21 protein-coding genes are annotated in these 18,439 nt (G+C 49.9%); 12 read left to right on the forward strand and 9 right to left on the reverse strand.

Annotated features, from left to right (window positions below; genetic code table 11):
* Positions 1–3: 3 nt before the first annotated feature.
* Positions 4–624, reverse strand: a complete 621-nt coding sequence (locus tag KNP60_RS11160; protein ID WP_211779474.1) for an NAD(P)-dependent oxidoreductase — start codon at positions 622–624, stop codon at positions 4–6.
* Between the two features lie 172 nt (positions 625–796).
* Here KNP60_RS11160 and KNP60_RS11165 point away from each other — a divergent pair, with 172 nt between their 5' ends.
* Positions 797–1,888, forward strand: coding sequence for an FUSC family protein (locus KNP60_RS11165; protein ID WP_114166163.1), 1,092 nt, complete (start codon positions 797–799; stop codon positions 1,886–1,888).
* Positions 1,889–1,931: 43 nt separating this feature from the next.
* Here the strand turns inward: KNP60_RS11165 and KNP60_RS11170 are convergent, their stop codons facing one another.
* The 3 genes from KNP60_RS11170 to KNP60_RS11180 are packed head-to-tail and all read right to left on the reverse strand — an operon-like array spanning position 1,932 to position 4,611.
* A complete protein-coding gene (locus tag KNP60_RS11170) occupies positions 1,932–2,978 on the reverse strand; it encodes a DUF58 domain-containing protein (protein WP_131472725.1) in 1,047 nt (348 codons plus the stop codon).
* A gap of 5 nt (positions 2,979–2,983) precedes the next feature.
* Entirely contained in the window at positions 2,984–3,910 is a 927-nt protein-coding gene (locus KNP60_RS11175) for an AAA family ATPase (RefSeq protein ID WP_131472723.1), read from the reverse strand.
* Complete coding sequence (locus KNP60_RS11180; RefSeq protein WP_131472721.1) at positions 3,910–4,611, reverse strand: hypothetical protein; 702 nt, start codon at positions 4,609–4,611, stop codon at positions 3,910–3,912. Before KNP60_RS11180 ends, KNP60_RS11175 begins: the two co-directional genes overlap by 1 nt.
* 188 nt (positions 4,612–4,799) lie before the next feature.
* Here KNP60_RS11180 and KNP60_RS11185 point away from each other — a divergent pair, with 188 nt between their 5' ends.
* The 3 genes from KNP60_RS11185 (at position 4,800) to KNP60_RS11195 (ending at position 7,556) form a co-directional block, all read left to right on the forward strand.
* Positions 4,800–5,471 carry a WGR domain-containing protein gene (locus tag KNP60_RS11185; protein ID WP_131472719.1) on the forward strand — a complete coding sequence of 224 codons (672 nt, stop codon included), beginning with the start codon at positions 4,800–4,802 and terminating at the stop codon, positions 5,469–5,471.
* A gap of 73 nt (positions 5,472–5,544) precedes the next feature.
* Positions 5,545–6,054, forward strand: coding sequence for a PH domain-containing protein (locus tag KNP60_RS11190; protein ID WP_214797479.1), 510 nt, complete (start codon positions 5,545–5,547; stop codon positions 6,052–6,054).
* Positions 6,051–7,556 carry a PH domain-containing protein gene (locus tag KNP60_RS11195; RefSeq protein WP_214797480.1) on the forward strand — a complete coding sequence of 502 codons (1,506 nt, stop codon included), beginning with the start codon at positions 6,051–6,053 and terminating at the stop codon, positions 7,554–7,556. Before KNP60_RS11190 ends, KNP60_RS11195 begins: the two co-directional genes overlap by 4 nt.
* Before the next feature lie 145 nt (positions 7,557–7,701).
* On the opposite strand, the gene KNP60_RS11200 is transcribed toward KNP60_RS11195, so the two are convergent.
* The 4 genes from KNP60_RS11200 to KNP60_RS15585 all read right to left on the reverse strand — a co-directional run bounded on the left by KNP60_RS11200 (position 7,702) and on the right by KNP60_RS15585 (position 10,588).
* Positions 7,702–8,844, reverse strand: a complete 1,143-nt coding sequence (locus KNP60_RS11200) for a sensor histidine kinase (protein WP_251131389.1) — start codon at positions 8,842–8,844, stop codon at positions 7,702–7,704.
* Positions 8,834–9,514: a response regulator transcription factor gene (locus KNP60_RS11205; RefSeq protein WP_214690918.1), complete on the reverse strand. Its 681-nt coding sequence runs from the start codon at positions 9,512–9,514 to the stop codon at positions 8,834–8,836. The genes KNP60_RS11200 and KNP60_RS11205 overlap by 11 nt, the downstream gene beginning before the upstream one ends.
* 20 nt (positions 9,515–9,534) lie before the next feature.
* Positions 9,535–10,095: a VanZ family protein gene (locus KNP60_RS11210; protein WP_214719606.1), complete on the reverse strand. Its 561-nt coding sequence runs from the start codon at positions 10,093–10,095 to the stop codon at positions 9,535–9,537.
* Positions 10,096–10,465: 370 nt separating this feature from the next.
* Entirely contained in the window at positions 10,466–10,588 is a 123-nt protein-coding gene (locus KNP60_RS15585; RefSeq protein ID WP_255417482.1) for a hypothetical protein, read from the reverse strand.
* 286 nt (positions 10,589–10,874) lie between these two features.
* On the opposite strand from KNP60_RS15585, the gene KNP60_RS11215 reads away from it, so the two are divergent.
* From KNP60_RS11215 to KNP60_RS11250, 8 genes are all read left to right on the forward strand, one after another.
* Complete coding sequence (locus KNP60_RS11215) at positions 10,875–12,137, forward strand: NCS2 family permease (protein WP_214797482.1); 1,263 nt, start codon at positions 10,875–10,877, stop codon at positions 12,135–12,137.
* 64 nt (positions 12,138–12,201) lie between these two features.
* Complete coding sequence (locus tag KNP60_RS11220; RefSeq protein ID WP_214797483.1) at positions 12,202–12,795, forward strand: Imm64 family immunity protein; 594 nt, start codon at positions 12,202–12,204, stop codon at positions 12,793–12,795.
* A gap of 109 nt (positions 12,796–12,904) precedes the next feature.
* The gene (locus tag KNP60_RS11225; protein ID WP_128122488.1) at positions 12,905–13,393 is read left to right on the forward strand and encodes a DinB family protein; all 489 of its coding nucleotides are present in this window, start codon (positions 12,905–12,907) and stop codon (positions 13,391–13,393) included.
* Positions 13,390–13,881, forward strand: coding sequence for a DUF3916 domain-containing protein (locus KNP60_RS11230; RefSeq protein ID WP_214797484.1), 492 nt, complete (start codon positions 13,390–13,392; stop codon positions 13,879–13,881). The genes KNP60_RS11225 and KNP60_RS11230 overlap by 4 nt, the downstream gene beginning before the upstream one ends.
* Positions 13,882–14,043: 162 nt before the next feature.
* Positions 14,044–14,817, forward strand: a complete 774-nt coding sequence (locus tag KNP60_RS11235) for a hypothetical protein (protein ID WP_251131390.1) — start codon at positions 14,044–14,046, stop codon at positions 14,815–14,817.
* Positions 14,814–15,737, forward strand: coding sequence for an AAA family ATPase (locus tag KNP60_RS11240; RefSeq protein ID WP_214797485.1), 924 nt, complete (start codon positions 14,814–14,816; stop codon positions 15,735–15,737). Before KNP60_RS11235 ends, KNP60_RS11240 begins: the two co-directional genes overlap by 4 nt.
* A 2-nt stretch (positions 15,738–15,739) precedes the next feature.
* Positions 15,740–16,801: a DUF58 domain-containing protein gene (locus tag KNP60_RS11245; RefSeq protein ID WP_251131391.1), complete on the forward strand. Its 1,062-nt coding sequence runs from the start codon at positions 15,740–15,742 to the stop codon at positions 16,799–16,801.
* Positions 16,802–16,815: 14 nt separating this feature from the next.
* Positions 16,816–17,517 (forward strand): hypothetical protein, encoded by a 702-nt coding sequence (locus KNP60_RS11250; protein ID WP_214797486.1) that lies wholly within the window; start codon positions 16,816–16,818, stop codon positions 17,515–17,517.
* 92 nt (positions 17,518–17,609) lie between these two features.
* On the opposite strand, the gene KNP60_RS11255 is transcribed toward KNP60_RS11250, so the two are convergent.
* Positions 17,610–18,320 carry a GntR family transcriptional regulator gene (locus tag KNP60_RS11255; RefSeq protein WP_214763120.1) on the reverse strand — a complete coding sequence of 237 codons (711 nt, stop codon included), beginning with the start codon at positions 18,318–18,320 and terminating at the stop codon, positions 17,610–17,612.
* Between the last annotated feature and the right edge of the window lie 119 nt (positions 18,321–18,439).

Consider the following 18,439-nt stretch of genomic DNA (forward strand, 5'->3'; position numbering starts at 1 on the left):
TACTTATGATTCCGTCGTGATGCCGACGCGATGTCTACGATATGATTTGTTTTCCCAGGCTTGAATGACGAGATCTGCTACATCGTCACGCGAGATTGGTCCCGAGTTCTGTGTCCCGAGCACGTCAGCTGTGATGACGATGTTCCCGACGGACGCGTCTTCAATCAATTGGGTCGGGCAGACGATTGTATAATCGAGCGTTGATGCATCGAGCAGTTCATATGCCCGGGCGTGATCCTCGGCCGCGGTCGTCATCGAACGTTTCGACTCACGGGTCTCGAAACGATAGTTGTCAGAATCATGTGCCTGCAAGATGCCGGCCGTCCCGACCGTCAAGATGCGCGTGACCCCGGCTGCTTGCATCGCTGAGATGATGAACGGCGTGAAGCGGGACAAGACGTCCTGCTTATCCGTACCGAGCGCCGACATGACGACGTCGGCCGATTTCACCGTTTCTGCGATGGCATCCGCATCGGTCGCATCACCAATGATGACCGTGAGACGATCCCTCGGTTCGACCTCGCGACGTGACAACAGTCGGACGTCGTGGCCGTCTTTTAACAAACGTTCAAGCAACCGCATCCCCGTGCGGCCGCTCCCTCCAAATAAAGCAATGGTTGACAAGTAAACCCCTCCCAATCAAGATTAAAGAAAATATCCAACGCCATCATACCACGGAAGCGCTATCGAAACAGGAGACAACGGCTTGAAGTTGTGAGGTTTCAGGGCAGGGTAAGTGGGATACAAAAAGTTAAGACGTGTATAAGGGAGGAAGACACTTCGTTGTCGACACCGCATGAGATTTGGAGCTAGAACCATCAAGACCGGGATATCCGTCGCCTTGGTATTGCTCATCGCCGAGGCATTTCAATTTCAACAGATTGTCGTACCGGCACTCGCGGCTTCGCTCGCATTATTGCCGTCCGTTTATCAGACGGGTGTCCGGCTATTAGAAGAACTAAAAGGGAACTTGATCGGGGCTTTGCTCGCCGTCTTCTCATTAATGTTGACGCCGAACCCGACCCCAATCGCCATCGGAGTCGTCATCATCATCGCCATCTCGATCCTTCTCTTTTTGAACCTCGAGTCGACGACCCGGACCGTCATCTTGACGACGATTCTGATTATGGAAGGGGCGAGCCAGTCGGACATGCCCGTCTGGATGTTCGCCGGTGAACGTTATTTGCTCATCATGATGGGGATCACCGTGGCGCTTGTCGTCAATGCGCTCTTGTTCCCGCCGCGCTATGAGCGGAAGCTTGAGGACGAGATCGCGACCGTCTCCCAAATGGCCGTCCGCATCGCGCGACTGTTCTCGGAAACAGAGGGAGGACGCTCGTCATTTGAGTCACTCGATGAGACGAAAAAGAAACATCGAGCCTCAAAGACGACGTACGACTTCTTTGAAGAAGAGATTAAAGCCAACCGCTGGCTCGAGAAGAAGACGCCGATTTATCGCCGGGCCGTCTTGAAGTCGAAGATGATCGATACGAACAGTGCAGCTATCCACGTGCTCGACAAGCTGCATGACGATTTTCTGACGCTCGAACATCTACCGCCCCAGCTCGAGGACGAACTGATGCGTCATATGCGGCACTTGCTCAGACGGCATGAGCGTCTATTCTCGGCTTATGAATTAGAGAACGAGCACATCATCGACCGGGAAGAGGACTTGATTCACGAGAACTTCGACTTCGCGAAGTTGATGATTGAGAAGATGCGGGATGAAGAGGAAGACCTCATCCTTACCGTCGTCCCGCTCGTCGCGACGATGACGGATTGGGTCAAGGCGATGAATGAGCTCGAACGCTACCTCATCACCGAGATGAAGAAGCACGGGGACAACCTGAAAGTGGAACCGCGTAAGAAGTGGTTCTTTGAAGACTAAAAAAGGTAAAAAAATAGCATCACCTAACTGGGCTTTTAAAAAGTCAGTTAGGTGATGCTATTTTTATGAGCTGAGCTTGCTTGTTTTTTATTTTCGTCACGTAAGGCGAGAAACGGGTTGAACCCATATAGTGATCTTGCTCCGATAGACTAGAGAGTAAAGCGAGGATGTTTTTAAGCTGCTTCGCCCCTTCTTGGATGCTCAAGTGATTGACATGTCCCTTTTGATCTAATCGGTTCACAAATAGCTCGACCTTCCCGCCGCTTTCAATCAATTCCCGACTGACCAATGCCGTATCCTCTATCAATTCTTCGAACTGATGATGAAGGCCGATCCCGTTCGAAGCTGACAAATCGAGGTACACCGTGAACATGTCTTGATTGACCGGCTGGTACAGTTTCGTTTGCAAAGTCGATTTTTTCGCCGTCGCATACCAGTCGATTTGTCTAGACGGTTCATCCTCATAGGGTTTCGAGGAGATTTGTAGTAACCGATCCTTAATTGGAGAATATTTAGAGACGCGCTCACCAAGCTTCAGGTGTGAGCGGATACGCTGCGCATGAGTACTTGAAATCGATGGATAGACCGTCCAACGTAAAGGGGGAGGCAAATAGAGTGTCAGCGTCCCTAACGATAGAGGCAAGCTAATCGTGATGGAGATTTCAGCTATTTCGATGGGCCCCCTTCGATTACCTGTAAGTTCGAAGACGAAATCAGATGGCAGCTCGTCCAATTCGATGATGGATTCCGTATGCCCCTCTAAGTTCACGACGTAAGGTCCATCCTTTGGCGTACGTATATATGTTTTCGTGCTCATGTCGTTTAAGAGGTGCACGTTCGCCAGTTCAAGGGTGAACTTACAACTTTCGTTCTTGAACAGAATCGAGTCGAACTGTCTCCACGTGACGTCCATTTGTGCAGTCAGTCGTTTCGTGTAACGCTCGATATAAAGACTTGCCGCCAAAAAAACAGCGAGAACGAATGAAAGAATCGAGAGGTACGGCACGAACAACAAGATGATCATCACTGAAAATAAGACGATTTGGATTCGTTTTTCAAGCAAAAAAAATACATTGGTCGTGATGTTCATCGGAGTCACATGCCCATCTCGACCGGGACCGGGACGGTCGACAAGATTTCTTCCATGACCATGGCCTTCGAGGACTTGATCTCGCCCTCGAGCGTCAGTGTCAACCGATGAGCGAAAACGTATGGGGCCAAGAACTTGATGTCCTCTGGTGTGACATAGTCACGATTTTGGATATAGGCATAGCTTTGAGCGGCTTTCGAGAGCGCGATCGTCGCACGTGGACTGATCCCCGTCTGAACGTTCCGGTGACTACGTGACGCGGTCGCGATCGAGACGATATAGCGTAACACGTCTCTCGAGATGTGGATTTTCATGGCATCGGCTCGATATTGCAGGAGTTGCTCGAAATCGACATTCGCCAATACCGCCTTACGGGTCTCGGTGACGGATTCCTCCAGCAATTGAAGTTCGAATTCTTCGGTCGGATACCCTGTATGTAGACACATCATGAACCGGTCAAGCTGCGCATCAGGCAAAGAGAAGGTGCCAGATGATTCAATCGGGTTTTGCGTCGCGATGACGAAGAATGGGGTAGGAAGTTGATAGGTCTTGCCCCCGACCGTCACCTGTCGTTCTTCCATCGCTTCGAGCAATGCGGACTGGGTACGTGGGACGGCCCGGTTGATTTCATCGATGAGCACGATGTTGGCGAAGATCGGGCCTTGCTTGTTTTCAAACTCTTGCGTCTTTAGATTGAAAAAATCTGAACCGACAATATCTGACGGTAATAAGTCGGCTGTGAACTGAATTCTTGAAAAGTCGCCGTGGAAACTCGTCGCTAACGTCTTGGCCAACATCGTTTTCCCGGTGCCAGGTACATCTTCTAAGAGCACATGTCCGTTTGCCAACAGCGACGTCACACACAACTCTACTACTGTCGGGTTGCCCAAATAGACTTGGTTGATTTCCTCAATCATCGTACGAATGTTCATCAAGATTTCTCTCCTTTGTAGTGTTGTATATACTGTCTGACAGATACTTTGAAATCATGAAGTGAGCGCTCGTCGATCACGTTCAGTTCTCCATATCGCACATCGGCATAAGGTTTCACAGATTGTTCGAATCGAATGCGTGCAAACCACTCTGAGACGGTCTCGTGAGGTTTTCGTTTTTGAGTGTCGCTCAAGGTGTCATTCAACTCCACGAGTAGTTTCCCAAGCTCAGTATCAGAGGCATAGAGAAAGGTTGGTGTTGTATTGGTCACCGTGTTCATGTTGGCTCGAGATGATAATGGTCTCTCGTCAGCTGAGGACGATGTCGCTTTGCGTCGCCGTTTATCCCACCAATCGTGTACGCGCTTGTAGTTCTTGAGAAATAAAATGAGCAAGAAAGCTATAACGGCCCATTTCAGGACGTCTGAAGTATCCCCTTGGTCTTCACCAGACGTCTTTTTCTCAAACCGTTCTTTCGACAAAAGATCATACCACTTCGGTATATCATTAGTATCCTCTAGATTCTCTGTTTTATCTTTAAAGGTTGCCAATTCACCGTCGATGTACCTTGGATTTCCCGACATGTCTTGTTGGGTCGGGCGATCTACAATCATTGTATAAAGGAAAGTACCCCCGATTTTAAATAAAGCGACGATGATTAAGGTCGATATGATGAAATAATACATTTTTCTTTTCTGCATAAGCCCTCCTTCATCGATAAGTCTCTATGATAACTTAGTCTTCTTAAAGGAATTCAATGTATACTTATATATTCCTTTATAATAAAAAAATGTTAACAATTGAAAAATAATACATTTAAAAGCGAATCACCAGATTGGCTAATTCACCGTATAATGAAAACATAATAAATATTATTGGGGAGTGGCAAATGAAGGTCCATTTACTGCACACTACAAAATTTTGGAACATCCGCGTCGGCACAGACGAGTTCGTCGTCCAGTATGGAAAGCTCGGTACGGTCGGTAAAGTCCAACTAAAGTCTTTTGATACGGCAGAAGAGTGTAAGAAAGAAGCCGACAAACTCGTCCGTCAAAAACTAAAGAAAGGGTACGTTGAGGTCGAGTACGACTGGGACAACCATCTTTACTTAGATGACCCAGAGATCGGCCCGCATCCGTTGACGGCCCACCCGGCGTTTATGCAACATTTCCAGGAAGACTTTTATTTAGACTGTACGGACGAGTTCGCGCCGTTCGGGAGCGATGAAGGGGCCGACGTCCTCGACATGTTCGGAGAAGCGCTTCGAAAAGAGCAGGACTTCGATTTTCTGGAAGGGGCGTATGCCGTCCTGTCTGACTGGCTCGAGGAAGACATCTCGACGCCGGACGACTGGATGTTGAACGGAGATCGTTTCGTGTGTGACGTCGTCATCCTCGCGAGCGCGTTCGCTTCAATCAAACTGACCGGACGAATCACAGATGCGTTGAAACGTTCTGCCCATGAAGCGTTAACCACAATCGTCGAGGAAGTCGAGCCTGAGGATACGCATCGGTTTCAGCTAATCAACGAACAGCTCACCACTTTCCCCGTGTCGAAATGAAACTTTTTCAGAAAAACGGCGTATACTAAAGAGAGAGAAGGACAAACGTCCGAACGAATAGGGGGAAACACCAATGTCAGACATAGAAACAACACCGACATCATTCAGCGGCACATTGCCAATCGAGGCACGCACCGTCTTCCGACTGTCGAGCGCGATCTTTTATCTCATTGGGCTCGTCATCACAGGTGGCCTCGTCGCCGCCGCGCTTTATTTTGACTGGCCGACATGGCTGCAATATACGATGTACGCCTTACTCGCCATCGACCTCATCTATAGTGTGATTGATATTGTCGTCTTCCAAAAATGGAAGCAAGAGCGGTTCACGTATGATGTGAAACCACTCGAGATTCGCTTGCATCATGGCGTCATCACGACAAACGACGTGTTGATCCCGATGACGAAAGTACAATACGTCCACGCCCAGCAAGGCCCGCTGCTACGAAAGTACGGCTTGCAGACGATCACGATTGGAACGGCGGCCGGGTCTCACGACATTTATGCAATCGAGGAGTCGTTCGCGAAGACGCTTCGTGAACAGATTGCGATCTACGCCCGCATCGAGGAGGAGGATGTCGTATGACGGAAGCCGCCCTCACGTGGCATCGGCTGCCGAGCCGCGTTTTACTGTTACGGGTATTAGAGGTCATCAAGTCGTTCGCCATCCCACTCATTATCTTGTTCGTCTTGAACAATGACTGGGAGTCGACGTTCGGCATCATCTTGCGGGTCGGGATTCTGCTCTTTCTCGGGCTCGATGTCCTGCAGAAGTTCTTTGGCTGGCTCAACTTCCGGTATGCGCTCGATGAGAAGACGGTATACATCATCGACGGTAATTGGATCAAGAAAGAGAAGTCGCTTCCGCTCTATAAGATTCAGAGCGTCCACTCGAACAGCCCATTTTTGTACCGTTTGCTCGGCGTCGTCGAATTGACGTTCGACACGAACGCGAACAGTGACGATGCCTCGTTCAAGCTGGCCGGTGTCTTCCCGAACGAGGCGAAGCGGCTCGAGGACATTCTCGACCACGTCCGTCATCGGAAAACAGAAACTGCCTCACCGATAGAAGGAGAGGCTGAAGCAACGTCAGAACCGCTATCAATCGAAAAGCCGGCAAGTCGGTTGTTATATGCACTATCGACACGAGAAATCATTATCGCCTCGTTGACATCACTATCGGTCTTCGCGATTTTCCCTGTCGCTTCGACAATCATCTCGTCCATCGATGACTTCATCAATCTCGACGGGACGTTCGATACAATCGGCGATTGGGTCGTCCACGCGTCGATTATCGCGATTGGCCTGCTCGTCCTGACGGTCCTGATATTGTCGGTCGTCATCGGCATGGTCATCAACTTCTTGAAATACGGGAACTTCCGGCTCGAACGACGCGGGGACCGCATCCGCGTTGAGAAAGGACTGCTCAACCGTTCCGCTAAAGAGATCCCATACGAGAAGATTCAAGCGGTCCGGGTCAAAGAGACGTTCATTCGGCGCTGGTTCAACATCGTCGGTGTCGAACTCGTCGCGGCCGGGACGATGGACGAGTTGAAAGACGAATCGTCAACCATCCTCCCGTTCGTGAAACGGGAGCGGGCGATGACCGTGTTGAACGAGCACTTCGACCAGTTCGTCTGGTCTGACACGCTTCATCGCTTGCCAAAACGTTCGCTCTGGGTCAAACTGCTACGCATCAGCTGGGTCGGACTCATCGTCTCGGGTGTCGTTTTGTATTTCTTCCGCGATTACGCCTGGTGGCTCGTCCTACTGTGGGCCATCATTATCGGCGGTCGCCTATTGAGCTATATGACGACGCGCTACGCTCGCAACGGTCAGTTCATCGAGCTGCGGACAGGGGCCTTCAACGTCAGTTCATTCTTGACGGACAAGCCGCGGATCGAACAGGTCCAAGTGACACAGACGCCACTCCAACGCCGTTTCGATGTATGTAACGTCCTGTTCTCGACACGGGGTGGCTTGTTATCGAATGAGATGATCGAGGACATCCCGAAACACGAGGCAGAAGCCATGTTGAAGTGGTTCTCCCGTTATACGGTAGAGGAAGACATGAAAACACCGGGCTAACGGATAGCCCGGCCAGGTGATCGACGAGCCCACTCGCGTGTTGCAAGTGGGCTCGTCTTTTTAAATCGGCTTGAGGGGCTCGCTCCGACATAAGCTTGAAGTTGATCCTCTTTTGTGTGAATGCAAAAATCATGGCGCGTGTAGGTCACACGGGCCATGATTTTTCATGAACAGCATTGGAAGAGACTTTTGGGAGAATGATTGTGAACGTCGTTTTTCTTGGTTGACTCGTCACGTGAATCTCGCCCTCATGTAAATCGATGATGGACTTGGCGATGGCGAGACCAAGACCTGATCCGCCGGTGTAATGTGCGCGTGACTTTTCCACTCTAAAAAATCGTTCAAACACGTATGGGATGTCACGTGAGGGGATGGCCTCCTCGCCGTAATTCGTCATGTTGATAAGAACCGTTTCATCCGTATCTTCGACAAATGTATCGATATACGTTCCGTCACGCCCGTAACGAATCGCATTCTCGAGTATGTTTTCGAATACGCGCACGAGCTTCAACGCATCACCCTCAACGATGGGTCGTTTGGCTGAGGAACTGAATCGAGCTTCCATTTCAACTTCCGAGAGACGTAACGTCGACTGCATGATGAGCTGATTGAGCAATTCATCGAGACGGACCTCACTTGTTTGCAGCGCGATTCGGTCGTTTTGCAGAAATGTATAGTCAAAGATATCGTTAATCAAGCCTTTCAGATGGGTCGCATTCTCATGAATGACTTGGATGTAATGACGCAACTCCACCTCGTCCCGGTAACGGTCGCTGTGAATCAAGTCAAGATAACCCGTGATTGACGTGAGCGGGGAGCGCAAATCGTGGGCGACGTTGGCCACGAGCTCGTGCTTCAAACGATCCGCTTGAACCAATTCCTGCTCCGCCTTTGCTGCACTGTCTGAGATGGCGCGAACAGTCGCCATCAACTGCTCTAGCTCTGGCGGGACCGATGGTTCAACCAAATCACGATTGGCATGGAGTTCTTCGACAAGTGAAGTCATCCGCTCAATGTGAAACTGTAAATACCGTTTACGCTCATATTGATAAATCAACACGAGACAAACGATGACCATCAGATTGTAAAACATGACGATGACACCTTCCCGGAAATACGACAACACGATGATCAGACTCTCCATAAATCGTGATGACTCCTCGAAGTACCAGACGGCAGGCAGTAACAGAGCACCGCTCAGTGTGGCGACCCCAAACGCAATCAATACATACAGCAGACGTTTCCACATCGGGATGAACGTTATGACGCGCCATATATTATGTCTCAATTTTATATCCCACTCCCCACACCGTATGAATGATGACCTCATGTGGCACGACGGCATGTAATTTCTCACGGATGTTACTGATATGAACCATCACCGTCTGATTCGACCCGACGCCATGCTCTTGCCAGACAGCCTCAAATATTTCTTCAGAGCTATACACCCGGCCTTTATGTTTCGCTAGTAAATACAAAATCTCAAATTCACGTGCTGTCAATCGAATCGTCTGCTCTTGCATCATGACGGTGTGGCTGGCTCGATCGATGAGGAAGGGGCCAGCTTGTACACTTGAGGACTTGCTTGGTCGGTTATAGTTTGAACGGCGTAGCAATGCTTTAATACGTGCCATCAACTCGAGCGGATTGAACGGTTTGATGATGTAGTCATCGACTCCCGTCGTCAATCCCAATATCTTATCCATATCACCCACTTTGGCACTGACCATTAAGATCGGAATTTGGCTCGTCTGGCGCACACGCTTACAAAATTCAAGCCCATCCATCCGAGGCATCATCCAATCTAAAATGATTAAGTCAAACGATTCTTGGTTGAACAAGTCAAGCGCCATTTCCCCATCGGTTGCCATCGTCGTGTGATACCCGTCATTTTTTACATACACATCAATCAGTTCTGCGATTTGGACATCATCATCCACTAACAAGATTTTTGTCATGCTTGAAACTCCCTCGCGAATTAAAGTTGGAAATTCTGATACAAACGTCGGAACGGAGCGTATTGGACGACGAAGCGAACGAGTAAGAACCCTAAGAGCGCGCCGAACGCATTTGCCAATAAATCATTCACATCCGTGCTTCGTCCACTGCCTAGTGTCGTACGCACCAATAATTGAATCAGTTCAAGAATCAGACTAAACTGAAATCCTAATTTAAGTACTTCTTTTTTCGTGATCGACGGTTTCAAAAATGGAAGATAACAGCCGAACGGGAGGAGCATCACGATATTCAACACAAACGAATACAAGTCGATGGTCAAAATCGGAATAAAATTAATCGTTTTCCACCATGGTACTTGGTTCGCATATTTTCCTAAGTTAACGTCAATCGGGAAAAAAACGAAGTGAAGGACACCTAATAAGTATATCCCGAATGATAGAAGCAAAATGGTTTGTGTGACTTTTACATGTTTCTTGCGAAACGACCAGACGAGTAACGTGATGAGTCCGAGGATGGCGAGTGGGATGAGAACGACTCCTGATTCGATTGTGAACATAACTGAATAATTCTGATTATACATGGGAATAAACCTCCTAAGAATTTGAACTGTCTTCAGTGTAGATGGCAGATTTAAAGAATTCTTAAAGGAGTCATAAATGAAATCTAAAAAAGGCAAAGCGCTTTGCGTTGCCTCGAACTGTAGAACAATCAATCAAGAAGCTTGCTCTCGGAATAATGTCGGGCGTCCCGATATCATTCGTCACGTCAACTTCACCGTTTTCGCGTTTCTGTTGCTGAAAAATGGGAACAAGTATGGTATGATGCAAGTAGAAAGAGACCGGTGCTGGACACACCGGCCTCTGGCTTACAGGCTACCACTTTAAGAGTGGTCCCAGCCGCCACAATGGTTAGTGAATCAGAAAGTGACCCATCTCATTGCGCCGAGGGGGTCATTTTTTTGTGCGTTCAGACGTTGCACGATCGGATGTTTGGTGTAAAACCAAGTGAACGATGATCGGAGCGAGGATCGGGACGATCACATAGTCGCCGACCCAGGTCCATAGTTGTTCCATCCGCACCACCGCCTTCCTCCATTGTGGACTTGGCGGCTGCCCCCACTATTGCTGCGTTAACCTGCCTCTTCATTATAGCAGATTCTTGTCAAAAAAGATGCTAAAAACAGGAACGTTTGTTCTTGTTTTATAAAATGAACCTTTCGTCCGAATAGGTCTCATGACTGGGTCCAAAGATGGATTTGAACCAATAATAGCTTGTATGTCAGAGGTCAGACAGGATATAATCAATCTCGTGTGTATAACCACATGGGTGGGTGAGGGTGCCAATAAAGGATTGATTCCTATGGCAAAACAAACAGAATGGAAAACAGAAACATACGGGGGCGTGCTAAACTTTCTGGCGACAGCATACATCCCGGCCGTTCACGCGGCAATCTTGACACAAGCCGGACTCCCGTTCGAGGGAGCGCTCGTCGGAGCGATTTTGACAAGCATCATCGGAACGTTCATCGCAGGGCTGTTCAACTTGCCGCTGCTCCTGTTACCAGGGATGGGTATCAACGCGCTGTTCACGTACACGCTCGTCCTGCAGATGGGGCTGAGCTGGCAAGGCGCGCTCGCTGTCTCATTCGTCTCAGGGGCGCTCGTCGTCCTGTTGACGGTGACGAAGGTGGCGAGGAAACTGGCGAACGCATTCCCACCGATCATTCATGACGGATTGACGGTCGGACTCGGCCTGTTCCTCATCTTGATCGGACTCGAGGCGGCGGGGATCGTCTCGGGCGGTGGCGGGGCATTGCTTCACATCGGAGACCTCGGGGAACGGCCGGTACAGGTCGCGTTCCTGTCGCTCTTCGTCGCCATCCTGCTCTTCTTGAAGATGGGACCGAGCAGTTTTTTATGGACAATCGCGTTCGGGGTCGGTTTAAGCGCCGTCATGGGTACGCTCGACTGGACCGGTGAGTTCGCGCTCACGCCGTTCTTCGAGTCGTTCGGGACCGTGTTCGGCAACGTCTCGTTCGCCGAGTCGGCGTCACCAATTTTCTTGGTCGCCGTCGGCGTATTGACGCTCGTCTTGCTGATCGAGAACATCAGCCTGATCCAGAATCAGACGCGCGCCATCGGCAAGGATGCGGATGCCCCGAAAGGGCTCGTCGCCCAAGGGTTATCGACGATGGCCGGTGCCCTATTCGGCTCGAGCCCGACCGTCTCGACGGTCGAGGTCGCGGCCGGCATCTCGGTCGGCGCTCGGGGCGGCATCGCCTCGTTCGTCACATCAGGCCTGTACGTCGTCTCGCTCTTGTTGTTGCCGCTGTTCGCGATCATTCCGGTGACGGCAATCGCGCCAGTGTTGATCATCATCGGCATGATGATGTTCCAGAACGTGAAGCATCTCCCACTCGACAATTGGGAGCATGCCTTCCCGGCGATTCTCGTCATCATCATGATTCCGTTCACGTATTCCATCGTCGATGGCATCGGGCTCGGATTCATCGCCTATACGATGATCGTCTTGTTCAAGAAAGGCTATCGGTCGCTCAGTCCGGTCGTTGGTGTCTTGGCCGTATTGTTTCTGGTGTTCTTTTCTTTACCAGTCTGGCTATAAGATAGGGCGGTACCGTGTATACGGTGCCGCTTTTTTTGTATGATGAAACAAAGGAGGTGTTTGAATGGATCAAGCAGGCGGATTCATTTCCATCGGGATGGCTTATCCGAGCCATTATCCGTTACCTGAACTTGCTCAAAATGTATGTGCGGAACTGTTAAGTAGCGGTGGCGAAATCATAAACGTGACATACAGTCAGGATAAGGCGGGCACTAGTTGGACGACAACGACAGGTACCGACTTTGCTCAGGTTGGGCATTACGGATCTATCCATTTACGAAGCAACTATTTTGGAGACGTGGACATGACGATGACCGTGTCCCTTCAAGAGATGGACACCTATGTCGGGATTCTCATCGATATAAGGTGGAATGATATCGTCTCACACCCTGCATCGAGACCCGTGTTCACACAGAAAATCGAACGACTGCTCGTTGACGTGTATCGCCATATGCCATTCTCGTACGCGCTTGCCGGGCACGAACTTGAGCTCGACTGGGCACCTGATGCGTTTCCGACATCAGCGGACTGGTTGGATACGTTCCCTCTTTTTATGGTCCCGTCACCACAAGGCGTGATGGTAACTTACGGTTCAATTTCAATCGACGGGATGACTCCTCAAACCAATATGAAGAGGTCTATCCCGTTATATGCATAAGTGAGGCTCAATCACCTCAATCAAGCATTCCTTGATTGACGAAGCTCAGTGCTAAGCGGCCGGAACATGATACAATTTTCTTAGCTTATAACCGAAGGAGGATACTTTTATGACGAAAACCTCAGATGTCATCGACGAGTTTGCATCCTATATAGACTGGTTAAACACATTGTCGGGATTGGATGAATCGATGTGGGAAAAATCGATTGCAACCGACAAATGGTCAATCAAAGCAATCGTCCTTCACATCGCCCATTGGGACAATCATCTGTTGAACGTCATCGTCCCGGCCGTCAAGACCGGGGAAGCCATGATTTTCCCTGAATTCGACTCATTTAACGCGCGAGCGACCCAAAAAGCGAAACGTCTTTCGGGAGAAAACGTGTTCCAGTTAGCCAAAACGAGTCGGAGCTTGCTTATAGAAACGCTTCGGTCATTACGTCAAGAGACGCTGACTTCTCACACGATGGCAAACGGAACGACCCATTCTCCGCATGACGGTGTTCCGTACACACTTGCCTATATCGTCACCGAGTTCATCGAACACGACCGGCACCATCAGCAACAAGTCGACAGCATCTTGGGGAAAACGTCTTGAAGAGACGAGCGAAAGTACGCGGTGTTAGACGAAGACTGAAACGGTTGCGCATGGATGTCGACGAACAGACCTATTCGTTCCCGACGACGTTTCACGACGGGTATTGGCATAACAAAATCCCGATTGATCAATCGTTCTTATCGTCTGTACAGGAGAACAGCCGGATTCAACGTGCGATTATCGAGGTGATGATGGAAGGGGCCTCACGTCTAGTGCATAACCGAGAAGAGGAGCGATACCAGGTCGTCGTCTTACTCGATTTGCCGACGCTTTGGCAGTCCGAACTGCTCGTGTTTGAAAGCGATGCACGACTGAAGGCGTTTATGGATCGGGATACGTCAGAGCAGATGTGGACGCGGTTGCCTAACGATCGCATATTCCTACAAAGACTCGACCTGTCAATGGACGTCGAGGTGCATCGGTTCCACGAACTGATTCAAGATGAAGATTATATGCATAGTGGAGAAGTCTGGTTGCTCGTTCAATAAGCGGGCAACTTTTTTTGTTAAAAAACTGAATATTCCATTAATCCGTATGCTATAATCCTTTCAAATCCATTTTCCAAAAAAAGGATTAAATGGAATCGATGAATGAAAGGAGTCGTTGAATGGGATGCAGTCGAATCTACATATTCACATACGGGTCGTTACATGAGAAAAGCCAAAGTTCTGTTTGTATCAGCAGTCTTGATTTCTTTACTGGTTGTCGCACTTATTTCATTTTCAGGTCAACTTGCTTATACCTACTTCAAAGGGTTGGACATTTCAGGGAGCCCCATCACAAGTTGGGTCACGGATTGTCATGACAAGCGAAAGTTGTTTGGGATCATTAAGGTCGTCGATACGGATGTTTGGTGTGGAGATGGTAGTGACGCAGATCCCGGTCCCGGTATTTCTGAAGCAGGAGCGGTTGTTGGGCCATCAGATGATGAAGGCGGCACACCAAGGGAAGATGAGAATAACTCGTCTCCGTCATACGGCAAACCATCCACAAGCGAATCCGATCGCCTTTCCCTGTTGCCTTACATTTTCAGCGCCCTCCTCCTTCTTTTGATTGGTGTATGGATGTGGCGTAGACCCTTCCACAAAAAGGGGAGGGAAGCCGTTCCGATAGACGAGAGGATCCACTCAAGGCAAGAGACAGACGGAACGTTCGAAGAGGCAAAACGCTCCGCTCATCCGCTACCAGATTCCCCGTTGCGGCAACATTTGATTCAATTCGAACAAGCGCTACCGCCAGAAAAACGTCGACGGACGTTCGAGACGTTATCCGCCTGGGCGAGCCGCATTCAACTCGACGCCTCGCTTCGGAGCTATTTAGAGACCCGTTATGACAAAGTCGAGATCACGCCACAACGTGAAGAAGCGTTCAAACAACAGCTTGATGCCTATTTACTTCGTTTAGAAAAGGAGCCACCCTTATGACCATCAAACGCGTATTAGAACAATTGGACCAAATCTATCTCGGAAAACCTGAAATCACGCGCCTCTGCTGCACGGCGCTACTCGCGAACGGGCACATCTTGTTAGAGGACGTCCCGGGTACCGGGAAAACGTTACTTGCCAAAAGTATTGCCAAGAGTTTCGAAGCTGATTTCACGCGCATCCAATTCACGGCCGATTTGCTTCCGACCGATATCATCGGTTCTGACTTCTTCAACATGCAGACACAGACGTTCGAAAATCGGACAGGACCGATCTTTACCAACATCTTATTGATTGATGAAGTGAACCGAGCCGTCCCCCGGACACAATCCGCCTTGCTCGAGGCGATGGAAGAGCGGCAAGTCTCGATCGGCGGAGTCACGTATCAACTGCCAGAACCGTTCTTCGTCATCGCGACGCAAAACCCGATCGAATCGGCAGGGACGTTCGCCTTGCCCGACGCTCAACTCGACCGTTTCTTGATGTCCCTTCAAGTCGGATATCCTGAAGCAGGGGAGGAGCGACAGTTGATTCTTCAGACTGTTTCTAAGACACGCCACATCGTTTATGCCCTCATGTCGTCCGAAACGTTTTTAGCAGCGCAGCGAGCAGTTGAGGAGGTCCGTATCCATGACGACGTCGTCACCTATCTGCTCGCCCTCATCCAAGAGACACGATTTCATCCGCTCGTCGAAGTCGGAGCCAGTCCTCGCGCGACGCTCGCCCTCGTCAAGGCGTCTCAAGCTTACGCTTATATCGAAGACCGTCAATTCGTGACCCCGGAAGATGTCCAAGCCGTCGCGACGCATGTTCTGGCACACCGCTTGACGCTCACGCTCGAAGGGGACGTGAAATCGACGAAACGGGAAGTTCTCGCTGATATTTTGGAGCGAGTCGATGTACCGGTCGAGAAGGTGTGAAGATGCGACAAGTCGAAGTGAGCACACCGTCACTTTTAGACGACAAGCTATGGCCGGCCTATACCGGAATCCTACTTCTGTTCATATGGTTCCCATATGTGTGGCCGCTCGCTTATCTGTCTGGCGCAATTCTAGGATTGATGCTGATTCGGAAATGGCTGACGCAGAAAATTGTCGAAGGGACACGTTTATCGTTCCACCAGAAAGAGCAGTTGTTGTTCGTAAATGATCGTGTCTCGCTAAGAATGGAGGTGACAGGTGTAGAACGTCTCCAAGAACTCGGAATCCCGACATCGGTCCGCCTGGTCACGGGACACGGCTTGACGTTTGACGAAGATCAGCGCGTACATGTCATTCAACTTCGTGAGGAATCGACCTATTCGCTTCCAATTCATGCGAAACAGCGCGGGCCCGTCCAAGTCAATGAATGTACACTTCAGTTCAGACTCCCATTTTGGCTTGGCACCATCTTCGTCACAGATCATACGCTTCCATCCTGGATCATACTCCCATCCATCACGAGACAGAACAGATTTGACTCACGCCTGGTACGGATGGGGGACCGACTCGTTAAACATTCACCGCTCAACGACCCGTTGATGATTCAAAGCACAAAACGGTATGAGCAAGAGCCGGTCAAACAGATTGACTGGATCGCGACAGCCAAGACAGGAAAACTTCAGGCGAAAGTGTATCAACGCCAAAACCTCGATACATTCACGCTCGTGCTCGACTTGAGCGGTCCGCTAGGGAATGGCCTTCATGCGCGCTATGAAGAGTTGATTCAACAGGCCGCTTATCTGGTATCCTATTTAGTGAAGGAAGATTGTAAAGTCGAGCTGTTCATCAATCGGCTCGATGCTGAGAATCATATCGACCACCTGCGAATGAGTGACGGTCGCAAGCAATTGCGCCTCGCCCTCGTACGTCTGGCGTGGGTCCATGAATCCGATCGATTCGTCGCTTCGAAACGGTTCAATCAAATCATCGAGCGACAGAATCATCCGCATGCGGAAGTGATTCGGATTGACGCGTCACTGCTCAAACAGATGTCTATCAGTTGAAAGGAGAAAACATGTTGCGCCACCTCACAACATTCGCCCTAGCTGGGGCCTTCACGCTCGTTGCTACGTCAGCAGCTGCCGCGCCGACTGAACGATCCGCGGAGCGTTTTGCTGAAAAACATTTCGAGTCAATCGTCCTCGACCATATCGAAGGTGACGACCCGAGTAACTATCATTTGACGGAAAGTCGCGCCATCTCGTTCGGTTCGCTCCATGAAGTGATGATTGCCGCGCAATCCTGTTATTCGTCGGACGAAATGTGTACGTTTGTCTCGAGCAAGGAGTACGTATCAGCCGTCCTACAAGATGGAGAGCCGAGAAATGTCATCGGCACGTACGAGCAGGAACCGGGCCTCTTCGCCTTCTCCACGTTCGGGTATGGTGACGAGTTGGCCATTGCCTTAGCTGATGTGTCCGGTACATTGGTCCATTCCTCGCGAGAGAATGCCTGGTTTGACTATGATGGAAAGAAGTTGACCGCCTTGACGACCGATGCGAAACGGTTCATCGAAGAAGACAGGATCACGCTCGAGATGTATCAGAAACGCTTGGTCGAGACACAATCCAACACCGAAGCGCAACCAGGGGATGCGCTTACTGGTGGTTCAGGTGACGTTCAGACAACAGAACCAACATCATATCGGATGCTCGGACTCGCGTTGTTGGCGGTGCTCCCGCTCGCTTATCTTTTTTTCCGAAGGCGATGGAGAAAGTGAAATGTAAACGTCAGTGATTGATTTAAAGCGAAAACCGCTCGTCTGAGCCATACAAAAACACCGCTCCACGCAAATCGCGTAGAGCGGTGTTTTCACATGTATGGTCCGTTCGCTTGGACGACGAACTGTGAGTGTTCGTAATGATACGTGATGCGTGAATAATCGAACGGCTTCCCGTTCGAAAGATGGAAAATCGTCTCGATGCGGAGCGTCGGGTCCTCCGTCTGTAAACCTAGATAGCCGGATTCCGTCTCGGTCAATCGCCCGACCTGCATGTACATGTCCGAAAAGCCGATGGTGACGCCGAGTGCGCCTTGTACGTAATCGAAGATCGAGTCGGCGACGATCTCTCGGTTCAAATACGGGACAATCGCCTTCACATAGTACGACTCCTCGTAACAGAACACCTCGCCGTCGACGAAGCGGACCCGCTCGACGCGATAGACGTCATCCGTCACGTCGATGCCAAGGTTCTGTGCGACCATCGCGTCCGGTTTCGTGACCGAGACGTCGAGCACGTCCGACGTCAACACCCGGTCACCAAGGTTGCTCTTGAACCCTTGTGTCGAGAACAGGCTCATATAGCCCGGACGGTTGTGGCGCCGGACGAAGATGCCGCTCCCCCGCAATTGAAAGATGACGCCTTTCCGTTCCAGCAACTCGAGCGCTTTCGTGATCGTACTCTTGCTGACGGCATATTGGCTCATCAACTGCTCGAGGACGGGCAGTTTATCTCCTTGCTTCAAATCATGTTGATTGATGTACTGTTCAATCTCTGCTGCCACTTGTTGATATTTAAGCACGCTCATCCCTCATCTACTTGAAAATGTTGCCTTCATTATACCACACACATGTCTACGAAACGTTCACAAACTATTTATTGTATCGCTATTGATTAATTGTACCGGTACAATTATAGTAA

The sequence above is a fragment of the Exiguobacterium sp. s5 genome (assembly GCF_018618075.1).
In the GTDB taxonomy this organism is placed as follows: Bacteria; Bacillota; Bacilli; order Exiguobacteriales; family Exiguobacteriaceae; genus Exiguobacterium; species Exiguobacterium mexicanum_A.